Below are 19755 nucleotides of genomic sequence, written 5' to 3'. Positions count from 1 at the left end.
AAATCTCAAAACTTCAAAGGTTCTTTTTTACTAAAATCTTCTTCAGATATCTTATGACCATTAATCGTAGTGGTATCCCAATCCTGAGTAACCTTCCAAACTCCTTCTATCTTTTTTAATACAATATGAAATTGACCATATATGTATTGATTTTTTCCGTTGGTAGTCAGCCCAATTTTATAAAAACCAACTTCGTAGGAGGTATCTTCATTGGTATGTCGAGAATCGAACCAAAAATCGAGTTTGATCTCAGTCTTACTTTCTTTAGAAGCTTTAAAACTCTCTATATTCTTACGTTTAAACTTATCCTTTGTATCAATTCCATTAGGCGTAACTCTAATTACATGGGTTGCATAAATTGCATTTAAGGCATCAGCATCTCTAGCTTCATATGCTTTTTGAAAAGAAGCCCAAACAGTTTTATTTATATGTTGTTGTATTTCAATGCTACTAGTTTGCGCCAAAGTACTGAAACTGGATAGTATAAACCCAAAAAGAAAACATACTCGTATTACTATTTTGCTATTAGTCATCATCAATATTTAAAGTTTAATCTATCTAAAGGTATGCTAATAATCCATAACTAATATATCCTAACAAAAAAATCCCGTTAAAAAACGGGATTTTAGTTATATGCAGTATAAAATTATTTACTCAAATACATCTTACGTCTAGCGTATAGATCATAGAACTGATCATCCTTAAGATCATCTATAAATAAAATACTTTCTCCAGTACTCTTCATTTCTGGACCTAGTTTCTTATTTACATTCGGGAATTTATTAAAAGAAAATACCGGTTGTTTTATTGCATACCCTTCTAAGTGTGGTTTGAAATCAAAATCGGTAACTTTCTTTTCTCCTAGCATTACCTTCGTAGCATAATTAACGTATGGTTCGCCGTATGCTTTTGCAATAAAAGGAACCGTTCTGGATGCTCTTGGGTTTGCCTCGATGATATATACTGTATCATCTTTTATAGCAAACTGAATATTGATCAAACCAACAGTATTTAAAGCTAAGGCAATTTTATGTGTATGATCCTTAATTTGCTGCATTACGAATTCTCCAAGGTTAAAAGGCGGTAATGTTGCATTCGAATCTCCAGAGTGGATACCACAAGGCTCGATATGCTCCATAATTCCAATGATATATACATTTTCACCATCACAGATTGCATCTGCTTCTGCTTCAATAGCACCATCTAAATAGTGATCTAATAATAGTTTGTTATTAGGAATTTTACGAAGTAAATCAACCACATGCTCTTCTAACTCTTGTTTATTGATCACAATTTTCATTCCTTGACCTCCTAATACATACGATGGGCGTACTAATATTGGGAAATCTAAACGATCCGCCACTGCCAATGCTTCATCTGCCGTCTCCGCTGTGTCAAATTCTGGATAAGGAATATTATTCTCTTTTAATAGTGTAGAGAAACTTCCACGATCCTCAGCAAGGTCAAGAGATTTATAACTCGTTCCGATGATATTAATACCATAACGATCTAGTTTCTCAGCCAATTTTAATGCTGTTTGACCTCCTAGCTGTACGATAACACCTTCTGGTTTTTCATGCCTGATGATATCATAGATGTGCTCCCAGAAAACTGGTTCGAAATATAATTTATCCGCTGTATCAAAATCCGTAGAAACAGTTTCTGGGTTACAGTTAATCATAATCGTTTCATATCCACATTCTGCAGATGCTAAAACTCCGTGCACACAACAATAATCAAACTCGATTCCCTGTCCAATTCGGTTAGGACCAGAACCTAATACTACGATTTTCTTTCTATCGGTAACTACACTTTCATTAGCAACAATTACTTCTCCTTCTGGAGTTTGCGTTTCTGCTTCGAATGTAGAATAGAAATAAGGTGTCTGCGCTTTAAACTCTGCTGCACAAGTATCTACCAGTTTATAAACTCTATTAATTCCGAGTTCATCTCTTTTATTATATACTTCACTTTCATAACAACCTACCATATGCGCAATTTGTCTATCAGCAAATCCTTTTTGTTTCGCTTCCAGTATCAAATCCTTAGTTAATGATTGGATGGTATAAGTAGAAATTTCTTTTTCTAATAAATGTAGTTCTTCGTATTGCTTTAAGAACCACATATCGATCTTAGTAATCTCATGAATGCGACTTAACGGAATTCCCATCTGAATAGCATCGTAGATTACAAAAACTCGATCCCAACTAGCATAAGTTAGTTTCTCGATAATCTGATCGTAGTTTTTATATCCTTTTCCGTCTGCACCAAGACCATTTCTTTTAATTTCTAATGACTGTGTAGCTTTATGTAATGCTTCCTGGAAAGAACGTCCAATTCCCATCACCTCACCTACTGCTTTCATTTGTAGTCCAAGAGTGCGATCAGAACCTTCGAACTTATCAAAGTTCCAACGAGGAATTTTTACGATTACGTAATCTAATGTAGGCTCAAATAATGCCGAAGTAGATTTTGTAATTTGATTATCTAATTCATCTAGCGTATATCCAATAGCCAATTTAGCAGCGATTTTTGCAATTGGGTATCCAGTAGCTTTCGATGCCAATGCCGAAGAACGAGATACACGAGGATTGATTTCAATTGCGATGATGTCTTCATTTTCATCAGGACTCACAGCAAATTGTACGTTACAACCACCAGCAAATTCACCAATACTACGCATCATATGGATCGCCATATCACGCATTTTCTGATATGTCTTATCACTAAGTGTCATTGCTGGAGCTACTGTGATAGAATCTCCAGTATGAATACCCATTGGATCCATATTTTCGATAGCACAAATAATAACTACGTTATCATTGGCATCTCTTAATAACTCTAATTCATATTCTTTCCAACCAATTAGTGCTTTATCAATCATTACTTCATGGATTGGAGATGTTTCTAATCCACGAGTTAGTAATTCATCGAAATCTTCTTCTTTATATACAAAAGATGCTCCTGCTCCTCCTAAGGTATAAGAAGCTCTAATTACTAAAGGAAATCCAAATTCCTGAGCAATTTCTTTTCCTTTTAAATAAGACCCTGCAGTTGCTTGTGGTGCCATTCCAACACCAATTTGAAGCATTAATTCTCTAAACTTTTCACGGTCTTCAGTAATATTGATTGCATCGATATCAACACCAATAATCTCTACATCAAAATCTTCCCAAATTCCTTTTTCATCTGCTTCGATACATAAATTCAAAGCAGTTTGTCCTCCCATAGTTGGTAATACTGCGTCTATATTAGGATGCTTCTTAAGAATCTCTATAATAGATTTAGTATTCAATGGCTTTAGATATACGTGATCTGCCATTGAAGGGTCCGTCATTATAGTCGCTGGATTAGAATTTATTAATATTGTTTCTATTCCATCTTCTCTTAATGAACGTAGTGCTTGCGATCCTGAGTAGTCAAACTCACAAGCTTGTCCAATGATAATTGGACCTGATCCAATGATTAGTATACTTTTTAGTTTTTGATCTTTTGGCATTTTGGTGTTGGTATTGAAAAATTAAAAATATTTTATAGGTATTGACTAGATATAAAAAAAGGCGTTACTCCTAAAAGTAACACCTTAATATTTTTACTGCACTACAATCATTAGTGCTTGTGTCTTAATTCAGAAGAAACAGATAGCTTTTTTCTACCTTTAGCTCTTCTACGAGCAAGGACCTTTCTACCATTAGCAGAAGCCATACGCTCTCTAAAACCGTGTTTGTTTTTTCTCTTTCTCTTCGATGGTTGAAACGTTCTTTTCATTGCTATCTCTCTTTATATATCTTCTTGAAATCTCTTTTTAAATACCTATTGGGCATCTCATCCCAAAACTGCGGGCAAATATACGAAGAGTTTTTACTTTCGCAAACCTAATTATCAAAATTTTTTAATTGTTTTTATTACCTTTGCCGCGATTAAAAAATAACGGATTTCATGTATAACAAAAATATTAAATTAGTAATAGCCGCATTAATTGTTGGAACTGCCATTTGGCAAATGATAGAAGGATATATTGGTAATGGGATCATGCTAATTTTACTAGCTTCAGTTTTTGTATTCTTATATTTTAAAAATGAACTAATCCTATTAGCTTTTCTAAGATTACGTAAACAAGATTTTCCTGGAGCAAAAAAATGGTTAGATAAAATCAAAAATCCAGAAAGTGCTTTAACAACAAAACAACAAGGATACTATAACTATCTTTTAGGGATCATGTTGTCTCAAACAAATATTACGCAAGCAGAAAAATATTTAAAGAAAGCAATCAAACTTGGTCTATCGATGAATCAGGATCTGGCAGTTGCTAAACTTAACCTAGCAGGAATTGCAATGACCAAACGCAGAAAGCGTGAAGCTCAAAATTTACTTACCGAAGCTAAAAAGTTAGATAAGCATGGTATGCTAAAAGAGCAAATCTCCATGATGAAACAACAAATGAAAAGAATTTAGGCACACTAATTGTACCTACAATTACGTTATCTATTAGTTTTAGGGGTGAAATAAATAGTGTACTGAGACCAAAAAATAACGTTTTACACTACGAAAACTGTTATTTTTAAAGACTTTATAGTACTTTAGCTATCGTAACAAGGTTGTAATGAAGAAAATATTAATTCTAGGAATACTCTTTTTGTGTATTGGAAATACTTTTGGACAAATTGGACAAACAGAAAGAAAAGTTCCTTTTTCCATAGCTGTTGCAGCTCATATCAAAAAATATAATCTCAAAAGTAATGAGGCATACAAAGACCAAGATCTGGAATATGCGCAATTCTTATTTGATTCTTTAGTTCAAAATCATCTGGTTGGAACTTATATGGACGATTTTAAAATGAGTCCTTTAAAAGGAGAGCCTATCTCATTTAAAGAAATAGAAAAACCTATATTTCTTATAACCTATGCGACATGGTGTGTTCCTGGTATAGGAGAAATACCAGCACTAAATGACCTTGCTGATAAATTTCATGATCAAATTGATTTTATTGTCTTGTTTTGGGACACAAAAGAAAGGTTAAAGGAGAAAGTAGGTGAATATAGTGAAAACATACAGCTTCTATATGTTAATGAACTTACGAATCAAAACTCCTACATTATTAATAACCTAAAACATTCGTTAGGTTTTCCGATGATGTATTTTATGGATAACGAAAAGAAGTTATTAGATATTCGTAAAATTGTTACACATCACTCTAGTGAAACACTAAGTAATTCTTATACAATACACTATAACTCATTATCCAAAGGTGTTTCTTTATTAATAGCAGATCTTGATGCTAAAGGTGAATTAGTTCCTAAAGCTGAAGAGGAAGAAAAGAAAAAGTCTAGAGAAAGAGGAGATACTCGTACCCAAGAAGAACGTGATATCGATGAAGAGTACGAACGCTATCGAAGAGAAAAAGACTCTTTAGAAAATCAACGAAGAAAAAATAATTAGTAAGAAGATCCTTTTATCTTTTAATTATTAATTATTACTTACCAAGATTACAATTATCTTCAATCTTATCAAGATAGATTATCATTAAAAAGTCTTGTTATACCTTTTTACATATAGTATTCATATCACGTATCTCAAAAATTTAACCTTGTTAGTATTCAGGTGATCGTAGTGTAACCTTAGTTTTACAATAAGCTAATTTAAGTTTCATTTCTTGTGTGAAATTTAAAATTACAAAAATGAAAACTCTTAAACGTATTACACTATTATCATTAATTATTACGACGATTACCTCTTGCGACTTCATAGATGATTCCAGTGGAGATCCAGGATCTGGTGATGATCAAAAACCTTTAATAATTGCTCATAGAGGTGCACAATCAGTTTTACCAGAACATACTTTAGAGGGATATACTAGAGCCGCTGAATTGGATGCAGATTTTATCGAACCAGATTTAGTACTTACCAAAGACGGTCATCTAATTGCTCGTCATGAACCTTTTCTTTCCAGCACAACAAATGTTTCTGAACTTCCTGAGTTTGCTAATTTAAAAACCACTAAAAACTTAGATGGTAAAATGATTACCGATTGGTTTGCCTCAGATTTCACTCTTGCTCAAATCAAAACTCTGAAAGCGATACAACCATTTAATGGTAGACCAACCGATTTTGATAACCTATTTGATATCCCAACTTTTGAGGAGATTATCTTACTTGCAAAAAAAGAATCTATTAAAAGAGGTCGAACTGTAGGTATCTATCCCGAGATTAAACATCCTCTATTTCATAATGAAATTTTTGGAACACATTTTATGGAGAATAAATTATTACAAGTGCTTTCTAAATTTCATATAAACAGAAAAAGTGCTCCAGTATTTGTTCAGTGCTTTGAAGTAGAACCATTACAATATATCAATAACAAGTCTTCTGTAAAACTTGTACAATTAATTTCTACTTATAATATTAACAAAGATGGATCTCTAGATTACAACGTACCAGAAGGTGACTTCATATCCTATGGCTCTCCTTTCGACTTTTATAGTAATGGAGATCCTAGAACCTATGAATTTTTTACTACTAGAGAAGGAATGGAATTCACTGCTAGTTATGCAGATGGAATTGGCCCTTGGAAACCTTTCATTATTTCGTACAAAACAGAAGATTCTGGAGAGCTTACTTTATTACGTCCAACGGATTTTGTAACATTAGCACATGAAAACAATTTATTAGTACATCCATATACATTCCGTAACGAAAATACGCAATGGAGTGCTGGTAATCCTGAGACAGAATATCATTTATTTTTTGATGCAGGCGTGGATGGTCTTTTTACGGATTATACAGATGAAGCAGTTAATGCCTTAGCCACATGGCAAAATTAATAGGTGCATATATAGACTAAGAAATTATTCTATTTATATCAAAGCCTCTTTTTAATTAAAAAGAGGCTTTGTCATTGATATTAAAAAATTGTATTAGTTTGAATAAAGGGTTTATTTTCCAAAAATCATTTTAAGTGCTACTAATAAAAGTACACCACCAAATATTTTTTTTAGTGTTGACTGATTAACAGAAATAGCCAATTTACTGCCTAAATAACCTCCTACAATAAAGGTTATCGCAATAATCGCTGCAAACTTCCAATTTACATGCCCTTCTTTATAATAATTAAATGCTGCTAATAGTGTTACAGGAACTGAAAGCACAGCTAAACTAGTACCTTGTGCTTGATGCTGGGTAAAACCAACCCATAAGATTAAAAGAGGAATCATAACAACACTCCCTCCTATTCCCATAGTTCCACTAAGAAAACCCGCTAGTAGTCCAATTACCACTAACGAAATAATAGTCATTGTATCCATACCACAATTTTACGATAATTGTAGTAATCACGCATAGATAAAAGGTGTAAATATTTTAGAAAAACAATGAAATTTATTGTCCCATTCCAGTTTTATAATATCCTTCTCTAGGAATTTTAATTAAATATTCCTTACCAGTACCGTTGTTAAGATGCGCTTCGCGTAACCAAGGATTATGTAATTTTAAGATTTTATAATTGATATTATACTTTGCTGCAAAGTCATTAAAATCTGCTATAGGCTCATCTACTAATACATTAAAAGTGGGAATATATTCATATAAGTCTTTTTGACTAAAATTAAACCCATACTTTTTAGGATTACTGAGGATTTCCTTTACGGCAGCAATTCTAAACACATATCTTCCAGTTTCTTGTCCTAACAGAAGGTCATAATAGGTAGTTGCTTTTTGTCGTTGCAATTGTTTGTTTATTCCAGCCGGACCCGCGTTGTATGCAGCTGCGGCCAATGTCCAACTACCAAAACGCTCTTTCGCATTTTTTAAATACTTACAAGCAACTCTTGTAGATTTTTCTATATGATAACGCTCGTCTACATTATTATTTACTTCTAGACCATATTCTCTTCCAGTAGTTTTAAGAATTTGCCAAAAACCCGTAGCTCTCGCTGGAGAAACAGCTTGAGTTAAACTACTTTCGATCACTGCAAGATACTTGAAATCATCAGGAACTCCTTCTTCTTTTAGAATTGGCTCTATAATCGGAAAATATTTATTGGCTCTTTTAAAGAGTAATAATCCATTAGATTGCCAGTACGTATTTACTAACAGTTCTCTATCCATTCGCTCTCGAATATCGGGATTTTCTACCGGAACTAGCTCACCTGCAAAATTGATATTTTCAGGCATAGGCACAGCATAGACATTGTAGTCATTAATCAACTTTTCTTCTAAAAGTTCTTGTGCAATTGGTTTTTGAGGTTCTTCTTGGGTGGCGTTAACCAAAATACTAAAGGTAAATAGCACACCTAAAAAAATCAGCATTTTTCTAATCATCTTCATGTTTAAGTAGGTTTTATAGGGGAAATACTTTCTAAGTTTCCAAAATAATGTAAAATATTGGAATATCGGTAATTAATTCTCAATAATTTCGGGTAAATGCTTATTAAACCACCTTGCACGATTAATAATCATGACATGAGTGCCTTTTTCTACTGTAATACAGCTATCTACATACGAAATCGGAAAAACGATATCTTTATCTCCATGAATATGAACTATCCCATCGATAGATTCCTCCTGATCCCAGCAAACTATTTTTTCTATAGCCCAATCTAAATACGTTTTATCATTAACAGATAAGTACTTTTGATACATCGCTGCTCTTTTTTTGGCGAAGTCTCCAAAAGCTAATTTTTCCCAGTTATCAATTTTAGAAACCAAAGAAGTAGGCATTAGCTTATAAGCCTTGGTCTTGCGAACAATATGCATTCGTTTAGGTAATTCATATTTATTTTTTACACTTGAAATAATTATCAACTTCCTTAATTTCAAATACTTACTCATTTCCTGAACCATAATCCCTCCAAAAGAAACACCAATGAGCACACAATTTTCATGCTCGATGTCCTCACACATTCGTTTGGCATACACCTCAATAGATTCGTTCTTACTCGGAATCTTCCAAGGAAGCATATGGGTCTGATAAGATGACTCCGGTAATTTTATAAATTCAAAAATGGATACATCTGCAGCCATGCCTGGAACGAAATAAACATGGGTAACTTCCTTCATACTAGGTATTTTAACAGTGATTTATCAGTTTAAAGTTCTAATTTTCTTATCTTTGCAGCTCAAAACTATAGCAATACTTTATCAGAAAAAAGTAAACAGGGTATTAAATTATTGTAAAAGGAAAAAAATAAACTAACAAATCTTAGTTAGGCTTGTTACAAATTAACAAAATTCCATCCAACTTTTACATGGTTTTTATGCTATTTTAATTTTCTAAAAAGCAGCTATGGCTTTCGAAAATCTTTTAATTTTTTAAATAGTAAATTAAAACATATGGAGAACATGAGCGATGTCGAATTAGAGATAGTAGACAATGAATTCCTAAGACAATTCGAGACTACTATTGAAGGTCAGAAATCAAAGATCGAGTATGCTCAACAAGAGAGAAAAATATTCCTAACAAAGCTTGTAATGAGCGAAGAGCAAATTGAAAAGGGATATTCAGAAGATTTTATAGTAGCTGTTTTTAATATTATCGAAGAGCGTAATATTAGACTTGTTCCTACGAGCCCTATTATCGCTAAGTTTATGCGAAAGAATAGAAGAAAATACAAAGACTTACTTCCTGTTGGCATTAATATATAGTCGCACTAAGTAAATTAGAAAAAATAAAAAGCCTGCTGATCAGCAGGCTTTTTATTTTTATTACATATTACAAGATTCCTTTTATAATAAATCAAAACGCACCATACCATCATCATCAATATGCGTCAATTTCACCTTTTGCAAGGTATTTACATAAGAAGGATCCCAAGGCATTTTTACTTTTACATAATTCTCAGTAAAACCATGAATGTACCCTTCTTTATTCTCAGATTCGAATAAGACTGTTCGCTCGGTTCCAATCTGACTCTCATAGAAAGCTCTTCTCTTCTTTACAGAAAGCCCTCGTAACATCTTACTTCTCTTTTTTCGTACATTATGCGGTACTACTCCATCCAAGGAAGCTGCTACTGTATTTTCTCTTTCAGAGTAAGTAAAAACATGTAGATACGATATATCCAGTTCTGATAAAAAGTTATAGGTATCTAAAAAATAATCATCTGTTTCTCCCGGAAAACCAACAATAACATCTACTCCAATGCAAGCATGTGGCATCACCTCTTTGATCTTTTTTACACGATCTACATATAAATCACTCAAATATCTGCGTCGCATCATTTTTAACACTTCATCACTTCCTGATTGTAAAGGAATATGAAAATGAGGAACAAAAGTTCTCGACTGAGAAACAAAACCTATCGTTTCATTTTTTAACAAGTTCGGTTCTATTGAAGAAATGCGCAATCGCTCTATACCATCAACTTTATCCAAGGCTTGAACCAGTTCAAAAAAGGTATGCTCATGTTTTTTGTTCCCAAACTCTCCTTTTCCGTAGTCACCAATATTTACTCCGGTAAGAACAATCTCTTTAATTCCTTGTTCTGAAATCTCCTTTGCATTCTTTAATACGTTTTCTAATGTATCACTTCTAGAGATTCCTCTAGCCAACGGAATTGTACAATAGGTACATTTATAATCACATCCATCTTGCACTTTTAAAAAAGCACGTGTACGATCCCCTATCGAATAACTTCCTACATAAAAATCTGCTTCTTCTATCTCACAAGAATGGATTTCTCCAAACTCATTTTTTGATAGATCATTGATATAATCTGTGATTTTAAATTTTTCTGTGGCACCCAATACCAAATCAACACCATCAACAGCTACAAGTTCCTCTGGTTTTAGCTGCGCATAGCAACCTACAGCTGCCACAAAAGCATCAGGATTAGACTTTTGCGCTTGCTTTACAATGGTTTTAAATCTTTTATCAGCATTTTCAGTAACAGAACATGTATTGATTACATAAATATCTGCATTCTCAGAAAAATCTACACGATCAAAGCCTTCATCCGTAAAACTTCGGGCAATGGTAGAGGTTTCCGAAAAATTCAGTTTACAACCTAAGGTATAAAAAGCAACTTTTTTTCTCATCAATATTTATAAAGTCATTTCCACAAGGAAAGAAATCTATTTATATTTACACTGGTTTTTAATCAATGATTCCAACTTTTGTTAGTATCCTAATTAAAAGCCGTCAAAGATACCAACAATAATTCGTTTACTAAAATTGAAAATCAACCAATTAACTTCTTTAACTAACTATTTTGTAGTAGTTTACTTTTGCCTTCTTTGTATTTCTTGTAACGAGACTAACAATAAGAACAAAGAACATTTGATATTTCGTTATAACGAATATTCTAATATCCAAACCTTAGATCCTGCTTTTGCCCGAAATCCTCCGATTATCTGGACCACAAATCAACTATTCAACAGCTTGGTGCAACTTGATGATTCTTTGCATGTACAACCCGATATTGCCAAACATTGGAATATTAGTGATGACAACCTAACATACACCTTCTTTTTAAGAAATGATATAAAATTCCACAAACATCCAGAGTTCAAAACAACAGACAGTACCAGAATTGTTGTTGCACAAGATTTTGAATATAGCTTTAATCGTCTTATAGATCCTAAAGTAGCTTCTCCAGGGAATTGGGTTTTAAAAAACGTGGAAAAATATAAAGCTATTAACGATACCACCTTTCAGATTCAATTAAAAAAACCGTTTCCTGCATTTCTTGGACTAATGAGTATGCGCTATTGTTCTGTAGTACCCAAAGAAATTGTAGAATTTTATGGAAGTGATTTTAGAGCGAATCCCATTGGTACAGGTCCGTTTAAATTCAAATTATGGGAAGAAAATATCAAACTCGTTCTTCGTAAAAACGAATTATATTTTGAAAAAGACGCTACAGGAAAACAACTACCTTATCTTGAAGCTGTCGCTGTGACTTTTTTACCTGATAAACAAACTGAGTTTTTACAATTTGCAAAAGGTAAAATTGATTTCCTAAACAGTTTAGATGCGTCTTATAAAGATGAGCTACTAACACCTAGTGGTAAATTAAGAGAAAAGTTTAAAGATAAAATTACATTTACCAAAAGCCCTTATCTAAATTCTGAATATCTAGGATTTTATCTAGATGGTGAAAATGACGAAGTAAAATCGGAACTCATCAGAAAGGCCATTAATTACGGTTTCGACCGGCAAAAAATGATCACCTATCTCAAAAACGGAGTGGGAACACCTGCTAATAGTGGTTTTATACCAAACGGGATACAAGGCTATAATCAACAAAAAGGATATACATATCATCCAGAAAAGGCAGAGAAACTGATTAAAGAGTATATACGAGTAAGTGGAAATAAAACTCCTACCATAAGGATTGCTACCGATAACAATTACCAAAGCCTATTTGAATTTATCCAACGCGAAATGGAGAAAGTAGGACTTACTGTTATTGTGGATGTCATGACACCTGCGACCATTCGAAAAAAGAAATGGAGTGGTGAACTGGATACGTTTAGAGCGAGTTGGATTGCGGATTACCCAGATGCTGAAAACTTCTTATCTCCTTTCTACAGCAAAAACTTTACACCAAACGGCCCTAATTACACCCATTTTAAAAACGACACTTTTGATCAACTCTACGAACAAAGCTTTTCTGTAACAGATCCAACACTAAGAGAACAATTATATATCAAAATGGATTCTATTGTGATTGCGCACGCACCTATTGTTCCATTATATTATGATCAAGCTACGCGATTTGTTCAAAAAAATGTAAAAGGACTTACCAATAATCCACAAAACTTCCTGGTTTTAAAACGAGTTTGGAAAGAAAAATAGATACTAAAAAACCATCAAGTTAAGAAAACCAACTTTTCATCGGTAAAAAATGTATTTTATCGGTAAATTTTCCCTATATTCGGCATCGATTAATTTTAATTAACCCAAATCTTTTAAAATCAACCATCGAAATAAAGGCTTTAAAAACCTCTTTATTCTTTGGTAAATTTTATCTGACACTTAATCTAAAAAGAAAAAAACAGATGAAAAAAACGTATGTATTTGCAATGGCATCATTGCTTCTAGCTGCAGTTTCTTGTAGTGACGATGATTCTAACAACGGACCAGAAGTTGTTACCGTAACTCCAGATCCAACCGAAGAAGTTTCTTTAAATCCCGATGATGTTTCTGACGGAATTATTATCAGTAATGGTACACAAGTACCTGGTGACGCACCAGCACCAACAGGAACACTACCTTTTAGCCTTAGCGAAACAACACAATCCGGTTTTCAGAAGAATGGTTTTGATATCAACTTTACAGCGCCAACAAATTACGCAGGAGCCTATATTCAATTACAATCAGCCGATGGAACTATGGCAGATGAATACTGGAATGTGACCGGTCCTAATAGATCTAATAATAAAGCAAAGACACTATTTGGTAAATCTAAAAATCAATCCAAAAATCAAGACGTTGAAATTGATATAGATTTTGAAGATACAGTATCTCCAGGTACTTTTTGTTACCTAATCTGTATCTATGATACTGAAGGAAATATTAGTCAACCAGTAGAAGTATGCGTAGAAGTAGAAGCTTGGGGAGGAAACCCTAATTTAGTAGGTACTTGGAATCTTACTAAAGAAGAAATTACATACGCAGGAGAAACAGATACAGACATCGTTGGTGAAGAAACTTGTGATTCTAGCACAGTTACTTGTAATAATGACACTAGCTTAACTATAGATGATGCGTATTGTTATACTATCAACTTAGCTAAGATCACGTTTAATGCAGATGGAACACTATCCGAAACATATAATGAATCTACCAAAGACTTTAATTATTCTGAAACTGTAGAAAATTGCCAAGCTTCATATTTTGATGAAGAAGAGTATGCTTATGCAGCGACTGGATATTGGGCATATGACGAAGAAGAATCTAGCTTAACCCTTGTTATTTTTAACGAAACAATAAATGGAGATCCTGCAACATATGAAAACGGTGATGCTTATTCTATCACTTTGGAAGAAGTTACTAGCACTACATTTACCGTAAATGATCCTGGAGAAGAAGCTATAAGATCTTTCTTTACAAGACAATAAAAAATTAGCACTATTGTAAAAGTGTATCTTAGTTTATATAAAAAGGGTAGTAAGAAAACTTACTACCCTTTTTCACTTTATAACTTAACAAGATTTTATTCATAACTCTTTCGCCAAGTTTTTGTTTCTTCAAAAACGTGCTCTAGGATTTTTTGATCTTCTTCCGTAAAATCTATTTTACGTCTTGCCATCACCACTTTTGCTACTTCAAAAGCCTTTTTGGTTAAATAGGTGGAGAAACCATTACTTCCTCCCCAACTATAACTAGGTACAAAATTACGCGGAAAACCACTCCCAAAAATATTAGCATTTACACCAACCACGGTTCCTGTATTAAACATGGTATTGATTCCACATTTAGAATGATCTCCCATCATTAATCCACAAAATTGCAATCCAGTTTTCGCAAATCCTTCGGTTTCATAACTCCACAATCGTACAGGAGCATAATTATTTTTAAGATTAGATGTATTCGTATCTGCTCCTAAATTACACCATTCTCCAAGTACAGTATTCCCTATAAATCCATCATGTCCTTTATTAGAGTATCCAAATATCACAGAATTACTTACCTCTCCTCCTATTTTAGAAAACGGCCCTACTGTAGTACCTCCATATATCTTAGCTCCCATTTTAATCGTTCCATGATCACATAAGGCAAAAGGTCCTCTGATCAAACTGCCTTCCATAATTTCTGCATCCTTCCCTATATAAATAGGACCATTAGAAGCATTTAAGGTTACAAACGCTAGCTTCGCTCCTTCTTCGATAAATATGTTCTCTGGTGCAATCACCCGCACACTCTCTGGAATGGGTTCACTGGTTCTATCCTCTATAAGCAACACAAAATCTTCTTTGATCGCTTCTTCATTTTTAGAAAAAATATCCCAGGTATTTTTTACCGTTAATACGTCATAATTATATTGTATGACATCATAGGTATCAAAATCTACTTCCTGATCTTCTTTGGTATAAAAAGCTATAGGCTCATCTTCATAAAAGATAGCTTGTTCTGGCTGTAAGTTCTGAATCATTACTACCAAATTTTTTGTTGGTAGAAATGAAGCATTAATCATTACGTTTTCTTCCACTTCTACCATTGGATACTTTTCACTTAGGTAATCCTCGGTAACCGTAGAAGTAGTATATCCCAGATATTTTTCCCATTTTTCTCGAATGGTTAAAATTCCGATTCTAATATCTGCCACAGGACGTGTATAGGTAAAAGGCAACAATGCATTTCTGGAAGCCCCATCAAAAAGAATATAGTTCATAGTTGTTTAGATGATATGTTTGTTCTATTTGGTTTTCTATTGATATTTGTTTTGTAAATCTGAGCTTCCTCCATAGGCGGACAAGTGTCGAAGATCAACAAAACATTTTAACGAGTCCATAATCCGATATATTTTATTAATAACTTCATGTCATCCCGAGCTTATCGAAGGAAATATAACCTACAATTTGTTTCAACAGACCCAGTGCGACATTTAATGTTTCAAAATATCTTCCTCAACCCACTTTTATAACTCGGAATCAAAAATACGGCAAGGTATAAAAACAAAAAAGCCTTTCGATAAAGAAAGGCTTTCTGTTTGTTGTATCTACTAAATTATTTTTTGAATTTAGCATATTTGTTTTTGAACTTGTCGATACGTCCTGCTGTATCGATAAGTTTAGACTTACCTGTATAAAAAGGATGAGAAGTTCTTGAAATTTCTAATTTCACTAACGGATACTCAACACCATCTACTTCAAGTGTTTCTTTAGTATTCGCAGTAGATTTAGTAATAAAAACCTCATCATTGGACATGTCCTTAAAGGCAACTAGTCTATAATTTTCTGGGTGAATATCTTTTCTCATGGTTATATCTTATCATTTTCGAGGTGCAAATGTAAGTATTTTTTATATAATAGCAATACGTTATTAAAATAATTAATAGGAATTATAGAATTACGCACATCCAGATTGATCCCTTTTTAACTAAGAACCTCACAAAGTACTATTATTATTAAATCGAAAAAACTATTATTAATTGAATCGCCAGCACTTGAGCAATCATTATCACTGCTAGTATCACCGTCATCACCATCGCCATTGCTGTCAGTGTTATCATCATTTGAGCCATCATTACTTTTGTTTGAATTATTAATATAAGCAACAACAACATCGGTTAGCTCTTCCTTGGTTAAATTTAATGAAGAAACATAATGATATAATTCAACAAATTCTGGACTTTGTTTATTTAAAAAATCTTGTTCCAATTTATCCAACTCTTCTTGCGATATACCCGATGAAGTTTTGGATAATAATCTTCTATTTTCTAGAATTTTTTTGTAATCGGAGGACGGTCTAATGTCTTCGACAAAAATCTTTACCAGACTTTTTACTTTTTGATCTTTTTCTTGATCTGATAATTGAGTATTTTCTTCTACAGAACAAGATGTAATTAAGACAAGCATAACACTTGCTAGATAAAGTAATTTTGTTTTCATATTACCATATTTTGGGAGTTAAAGAGCGCAAAAAAACGGCTAAAGTGCATCTTACCTTTTATTATGTTTGACTTGTAAAAAACAATAAAAATGATGGTTTACCCGTAATTCTACAACGTAAATATAGTCTTTTTTTATCAATTATTGATCTAAAAAACAGAAAATAACTGTCTTGTTACTAACATTTTACTATATTTGGAGGGAGAAAACAGCATAAAAACCCAAAATAACATAATGAAGAGTAAGAGTATTCCTATAAAAAAACATTTACTGCAATTCAGTTTTCTTTTAGGAATTTCAATTATAACGTACCTCATTATAAGATATATTACTGGAAATTACACTACAAAAAATATATTCCATAAGATTACACTTTTAATACTAGCTCTATCAAGCATTACAATCGGTTTATTCAGTTATAAAAAAAATAACAATGGTTTTATTAGTCTTCTTGAAGCATTAAAAATTGGAATAGGTGTAACGGTTTTGGGTGGCTTAATGGTTACCATATGGGAAATTATTTTACTCAAAGTAATTGATCCAGATATCATTACACAATTAGAAGAAATTCAAATAAAAAAAATAGCAGAAAACTCATCGGATTTCACCCAAGAAAATATAGAACGAAAATTAGCAGTCACTCAAAAATTCACTTCCCCCTGGATCATGATACTTGCTGCTTTTATTGAAGATATCATCGTTGGATTTTTCTTATCCCTTATTGTCGGTCTCCTTGTCCGCAAAAAAAGAGATCCTTTTAAATAGACTCTTATACATTCTCTTTTTAAACTTATCATTTCTTAGTATTCTTCTACCCTTTCAGATCTTTTTTAATCAAAAATGTAACAAATTATTACATTTGTGTACTTATGTGTTATATCTAAATAACCAAAAATTTTATACATATGGAAAAATCTGTTAAATCTAACGCACTATCTCTTGGTGTAATACTAGGTGTAGTCTTAGCACTTATTACTGTTATTGCTTATACTGTTTACCAAGGTATGTATACCAATTGGATGGCAGGAATTGGTATTGCCATCTTAATCATTGTATTTGGGATTGTATCTGCCGTAAAAAGCAGAAAATTACTCGGTGGCTACATAAGTTTTAAAGATGCTTTTACTTCTTATCTTATTACGGTAGCAATCGGTACACTAATCAGTATGGTAGTAAACATCCTAGTATATGTAGTAATAGATCCAGATGCGGCTACAGCAATCAACGAACAAATCATAGAATCTACAGTAGGATTTATGGAAAAATTCGGAACACCAGAATCTGAAATAGAAAAAGCAGTAGCTAAAATGGAAGAGGAAAACCAGTTTGGTTTGATTACTCAATTAAAAGGTTGGTTCTATGGAATCCTGATTTATATCATCATAGGTTTATTAGCATGTCTTGCTGTTAAAAAGAAAGAACCTCTTTATTAAAAAAATAATATTCTTTATAAAGGCTGTCTAAAAAGTAGTAAAAAGCTTGTGTTGTCAGTCTGAGCTTGTCGAAGACAAATCAAAAGTCTAGATACTAAAACCTTAACAAGCTCAGTTTGAAACCGAAAAGCAACTTTTTAGATAGTCTTTTTTTATGCAATGTTCTTAAGATGGAATACCTATATTTGTCAACCAAATCATTTTAATACGATTTATGGAGATTTCTCAGAAAAATTTTCTCTCATATATTTTTGGTGTAGCTCTTATATCAGGAATTGCCAGAGTTGCTTTAGATTATCTATTCAGAATACTAGAACTCTCTCCTATTGCTTACTATCTTACTTTTATTCTAGCATTTATATTAGAGATATATATTATTGTTTTTGTAATCAAAAAGTACAAAAAGCTTAAAAATCCATTAACGATTGTTGATGCACTTAAAACAGGTATTATCATAATGGGAGTGATTGGACTTTTGTATTGTACAATGGCATATATATATGATATGTATATAGATCCAGATTTTCAGACCAATATGACATTACGATTTACCGAGCAATTTAGTCCTGATCAGTTAGAACAAACAAAACAGAATCTTGCTAATCAGGATCGTAGTAAATCGTATTTTGGAGTAATTATGTATACCATCTGGTTTGTATTTTTAGGCACGGTGATCTCTTTAATTGTTGGATCAGTTTACAAAACAAAAGAAGCATCAAAATAAATGGATATTTCTGTAGTAATACCTTTATTAAACGAACAAGAATCTCTTACAGAACTATATCAGTGGATTGTAAAAGTAATGCGTACGCATTCCTATTCCTACGAGATTTTATTTATTGATGATGGTAGTACCGATGGTTCTTGGAATACTATACAAACCTTATCAAAAGAAGATTCTAATGTAAAAGGAATACAGTTTTTACGAAACTATGGGAAGTCTCAGGCCCTTCATGCTGGTTTTGAAGCCGCCAATGGAGAAGTAGTCATTACCATGGATGCAGATTTACAAGATAATCCAGAAGAAATCCCAGAATTATATGATTTAATTACAAAAGACGGATATGATCTAATCTCTGGTTGGAAAAAGAAACGTTACGATTCTGTCATTGCCAAAAATCTGCCTTCTAAACTGTTTAATGCTGCTGCCAGAAAAACATCGGGATTAAAACTACACGATTTTAACTGTGGACTAAAAGCCTACAAAAAAGACGTTGTAAAACATGTTGATGTTCATGGTGAAATGCATCGTTATATTCCTGTATTAGCAAAGAATGCTGGTTTTAATAAAATTGGTGAAAAAGTAGTTTTACACCAAGCCAGAAAATATGGCAAAACAAAATTCGGGATGAATCGTTTTGTCAATGGATTTTTAGATCTCATAACGATCTGGTTTATGTCACGTTTTGGCAAAAGACCGATGCATTTCTTTGGATTAATAGGAACTATATTGTTCATCATTGGTTTCTGTTTCTCATTATACTTAGGAATCGACAAATTATTTATTGCTAAAAAAGGAAGGCTCATTGCCCAACGACCAGAATTTTATATCGCCCTAACAGCAATGATTTTGGGAACTCAGTTTTTCTTAGCTGGTTTTCTGGGAGAAATTATGCTTACCAGTAAAAGAACCAAAGAGCGATATCATATTTCCGAAAAAATTCACCTTTAGAACCGTATAAAAATACTGGTATCATTAAAATTAAAGGTGACAAATTGAGGATTTTTTAATATACTAATATATAACCAAAGTTTAACCAAATACGACCT

Annotated in this window: 20 protein-coding genes; 10 read left to right on the top strand and 10 right to left on the bottom strand. The window is 32.8% G+C overall.

The genetic code is table 11. From position 1 onward, the window contains the following. Window positions 1–5: 5 nt before the first annotated feature. From ABD077_RS20110 to rpmH, 3 genes are all read right to left on the bottom strand, one after another. On the bottom strand, window positions 6–533 hold the full coding sequence (locus tag ABD077_RS20110) for a YybH family protein (protein ID WP_343914021.1): 528 nt from the start codon (window positions 531–533) through the stop codon (window positions 6–8). Window positions 534–646: 113 nt separating this feature from the next. Beyond that, complete coding sequence (gene carB / locus ABD077_RS20105) at window positions 647–3499, bottom strand: carbamoyl-phosphate synthase large subunit (RefSeq protein WP_343914020.1); 2853 nt, start codon at window positions 3497–3499, stop codon at window positions 647–649. A 110-nt stretch (window positions 3500–3609) separates the two neighbouring features. Next, window positions 3610–3768 carry a 50S ribosomal protein L34 gene (gene rpmH / locus ABD077_RS20100; protein ID WP_081414554.1) on the bottom strand — a complete coding sequence of 53 codons (159 nt, stop codon included), beginning with the start codon at window positions 3766–3768 and terminating at the stop codon, window positions 3610–3612. Between the two features lie 171 nt (window positions 3769–3939). Between rpmH and ABD077_RS20095 the strand changes: the two genes are divergently transcribed. From ABD077_RS20095 to ABD077_RS20085, 3 genes are all read left to right on the top strand, one after another. Then, entirely contained in the window at window positions 3940–4455 is a 516-nt protein-coding gene (locus ABD077_RS20095; protein ID WP_299607571.1) for a tetratricopeptide repeat protein, read from the top strand. 148 nt (window positions 4456–4603) lie between these two features. After that, window positions 4604–5440: a TlpA family protein disulfide reductase gene (locus ABD077_RS20090; protein WP_343914019.1), complete on the top strand. Its 837-nt coding sequence runs from the start codon at window positions 4604–4606 to the stop codon at window positions 5438–5440. 239 nt (window positions 5441–5679) lie between these two features. Further along, window positions 5680–6822, top strand: coding sequence for a glycerophosphodiester phosphodiesterase (locus ABD077_RS20085; protein ID WP_343914018.1), 1143 nt, complete (start codon window positions 5680–5682; stop codon window positions 6820–6822). 111 nt (window positions 6823–6933) lie between these two features. Here the strand turns inward: ABD077_RS20085 and ABD077_RS20080 are convergent, their stop codons facing one another. From ABD077_RS20080 to ABD077_RS20070, 3 genes are all read right to left on the bottom strand, one after another. Continuing rightward, window positions 6934–7302 (bottom strand): sulfite exporter TauE/SafE family protein, encoded by a 369-nt coding sequence (locus ABD077_RS20080; protein WP_299899479.1) that lies wholly within the window; start codon window positions 7300–7302, stop codon window positions 6934–6936. A 73-nt stretch (window positions 7303–7375) separates the two neighbouring features. Next, on the bottom strand, window positions 7376–8323 hold the full coding sequence (locus ABD077_RS20075; protein WP_343914017.1) for a lytic transglycosylase domain-containing protein: 948 nt from the start codon (window positions 8321–8323) through the stop codon (window positions 7376–7378). A 72-nt stretch (window positions 8324–8395) separates the two neighbouring features. After that, the gene (locus ABD077_RS20070; protein ID WP_343914016.1) at window positions 8396–9055 is read right to left on the bottom strand and encodes an alpha/beta hydrolase; all 660 of its coding nucleotides are present in this window, start codon (window positions 9053–9055) and stop codon (window positions 8396–8398) included. 282 nt (window positions 9056–9337) lie between these two features. Here ABD077_RS20070 and ABD077_RS20065 point away from each other — a divergent pair, with 282 nt between their 5' ends. Further along, window positions 9338–9640: an N-acetyltransferase gene (locus tag ABD077_RS20065; protein ID WP_299608094.1), complete on the top strand. Its 303-nt coding sequence runs from the start codon at window positions 9338–9340 to the stop codon at window positions 9638–9640. An 81-nt stretch (window positions 9641–9721) separates the two neighbouring features. Here ABD077_RS20065 and mtaB read toward each other — a convergent pair whose 3' ends face one another. Next, window positions 9722–11032, bottom strand: a complete 1311-nt coding sequence (gene mtaB, locus ABD077_RS20060) for a tRNA (N(6)-L-threonylcarbamoyladenosine(37)-C(2))-methylthiotransferase MtaB (RefSeq protein ID WP_343914015.1) — start codon at window positions 11030–11032, stop codon at window positions 9722–9724. 241 nt (window positions 11033–11273) lie between these two features. On the opposite strand from mtaB, the gene ABD077_RS20055 reads away from it, so the two are divergent. Both ABD077_RS20055 and ABD077_RS20050 read left to right on the top strand, forming a co-directional pair. Then, a complete protein-coding gene (locus tag ABD077_RS20055) occupies window positions 11274–12794 on the top strand; it encodes an ABC transporter substrate-binding protein (RefSeq protein WP_343914014.1) in 1521 nt (506 codons plus the stop codon). A 203-nt stretch (window positions 12795–12997) separates the two neighbouring features. Then, complete coding sequence (locus ABD077_RS20050; protein ID WP_343914013.1) at window positions 12998–14059, top strand: hypothetical protein; 1062 nt, start codon at window positions 12998–13000, stop codon at window positions 14057–14059. A 95-nt stretch (window positions 14060–14154) separates the two neighbouring features. Here ABD077_RS20050 and ABD077_RS20045 read toward each other — a convergent pair whose 3' ends face one another. The 3 genes from ABD077_RS20045 to ABD077_RS20035 form a co-directional block, all read right to left on the bottom strand. Beyond that, entirely contained in the window at window positions 14155–15333 is a 1179-nt protein-coding gene (locus ABD077_RS20045; RefSeq protein WP_343914012.1) for a GlmU family protein, read from the bottom strand. Between the two features lie 335 nt (window positions 15334–15668). Next, on the bottom strand, window positions 15669–15920 hold the full coding sequence (locus tag ABD077_RS20040) for a type B 50S ribosomal protein L31 (protein ID WP_219008121.1): 252 nt from the start codon (window positions 15918–15920) through the stop codon (window positions 15669–15671). A 116-nt stretch (window positions 15921–16036) separates the two neighbouring features. After that, on the bottom strand, window positions 16037–16552 hold the full coding sequence (locus ABD077_RS20035; RefSeq protein ID WP_343914011.1) for a hypothetical protein: 516 nt from the start codon (window positions 16550–16552) through the stop codon (window positions 16037–16039). A 234-nt stretch (window positions 16553–16786) separates the two neighbouring features. On the opposite strand from ABD077_RS20035, the gene ABD077_RS20030 reads away from it, so the two are divergent. From ABD077_RS20030 to ABD077_RS20015, 4 genes are all read left to right on the top strand, one after another. Next, window positions 16787–17317 carry a DUF4199 domain-containing protein gene (locus ABD077_RS20030; RefSeq protein ID WP_343914010.1) on the top strand — a complete coding sequence of 177 codons (531 nt, stop codon included), beginning with the start codon at window positions 16787–16789 and terminating at the stop codon, window positions 17315–17317. 140 nt (window positions 17318–17457) lie between these two features. Continuing rightward, window positions 17458–17985, top strand: a complete 528-nt coding sequence (locus ABD077_RS20025; protein ID WP_343914009.1) for a DUF4199 domain-containing protein — start codon at window positions 17458–17460, stop codon at window positions 17983–17985. Window positions 17986–18199: 214 nt separating this feature from the next. Further along, window positions 18200–18709 (top strand): DUF4199 domain-containing protein, encoded by a 510-nt coding sequence (locus ABD077_RS20020; protein WP_343914008.1) that lies wholly within the window; start codon window positions 18200–18202, stop codon window positions 18707–18709. After that, window positions 18710–19657, top strand: a complete 948-nt coding sequence (locus tag ABD077_RS20015) for a glycosyltransferase family 2 protein (RefSeq protein WP_343914007.1) — start codon at window positions 18710–18712, stop codon at window positions 19655–19657. Window positions 19658–19755 lie beyond the last annotated feature (98 nt).

The organism is Aquimarina litoralis (assembly GCF_039523995.1).
In the GTDB taxonomy this organism is placed as follows: Bacteria; Bacteroidota; Bacteroidia; order Flavobacteriales; family Flavobacteriaceae; genus Aquimarina; species Aquimarina litoralis.
This window is presented reverse-complemented; position numbering and strand designations above follow the sequence as displayed.

Excerpts from the sequence above, each read along its gene's own strand:
- ABD077_RS20040 (WP_219008121.1), bottom strand. The coding sequence starts at position 15,920 with ATGAGAAAAGATATTCACCCAGAAAATTATAGACTAGTTGCCTTTAAG.
- ABD077_RS20090 (WP_343914019.1), top strand. The coding sequence starts at position 4,604 with ATGAAGAAAATATTAATTCTAGGAATACTCTTTTTGTGTATTGGAAAT.
- ABD077_RS20035 (WP_343914011.1), bottom strand. The coding sequence starts at position 16,552 with ATGAAAACAAAATTACTTTATCTAGCAAGTGTTATGCTTGTCTTAATT.
- ABD077_RS20025 (WP_343914009.1), top strand. The coding sequence starts at position 17,458 with ATGGAAAAATCTGTTAAATCTAACGCACTATCTCTTGGTGTAATACTA.
- ABD077_RS20020 (WP_343914008.1), top strand. The coding sequence starts at position 18,200 with ATGGAGATTTCTCAGAAAAATTTTCTCTCATATATTTTTGGTGTAGCT.
- ABD077_RS20075 (WP_343914017.1), bottom strand. The coding sequence starts at position 8,323 with ATGAAGATGATTAGAAAAATGCTGATTTTTTTAGGTGTGCTATTTACC.
- ABD077_RS20110 (WP_343914021.1), bottom strand. The coding sequence starts at position 533 with ATGACTAATAGCAAAATAGTAATACGAGTATGTTTTCTTTTTGGGTTT.
- ABD077_RS20095 (WP_299607571.1), top strand. The coding sequence starts at position 3,940 with ATGTATAACAAAAATATTAAATTAGTAATAGCCGCATTAATTGTTGGA.
- ABD077_RS20050 (WP_343914013.1), top strand. The coding sequence starts at position 12,998 with ATGAAAAAAACGTATGTATTTGCAATGGCATCATTGCTTCTAGCTGCA.
- ABD077_RS20070 (WP_343914016.1), bottom strand. The coding sequence starts at position 9,055 with ATGAAGGAAGTTACCCATGTTTATTTCGTTCCAGGCATGGCTGCAGAT.
- ABD077_RS20030 (WP_343914010.1), top strand. The coding sequence starts at position 16,787 with ATGAAGAGTAAGAGTATTCCTATAAAAAAACATTTACTGCAATTCAGT.
- ABD077_RS20045 (WP_343914012.1), bottom strand. The coding sequence starts at position 15,333 with ATGAACTATATTCTTTTTGATGGGGCTTCCAGAAATGCATTGTTGCCT.
- mtaB (WP_343914015.1), bottom strand. The coding sequence starts at position 11,032 with ATGAGAAAAAAAGTTGCTTTTTATACCTTAGGTTGTAAACTGAATTTT.
- ABD077_RS20085 (WP_343914018.1), top strand. The coding sequence starts at position 5,680 with ATGAAAACTCTTAAACGTATTACACTATTATCATTAATTATTACGACG.
- carB (WP_343914020.1), bottom strand. The coding sequence starts at position 3,499 with ATGCCAAAAGATCAAAAACTAAAAAGTATACTAATCATTGGATCAGGT.
- ABD077_RS20080 (WP_299899479.1), bottom strand. The coding sequence starts at position 7,302 with ATGGATACAATGACTATTATTTCGTTAGTGGTAATTGGACTACTAGCG.
- rpmH (WP_081414554.1), bottom strand. The coding sequence starts at position 3,768 with ATGAAAAGAACGTTTCAACCATCGAAGAGAAAGAGAAAAAACAAACAC.
- ABD077_RS20065 (WP_299608094.1), top strand. The coding sequence starts at position 9,338 with ATGAGCGATGTCGAATTAGAGATAGTAGACAATGAATTCCTAAGACAA.
- ABD077_RS20015 (WP_343914007.1), top strand. The coding sequence starts at position 18,710 with ATGGATATTTCTGTAGTAATACCTTTATTAAACGAACAAGAATCTCTT.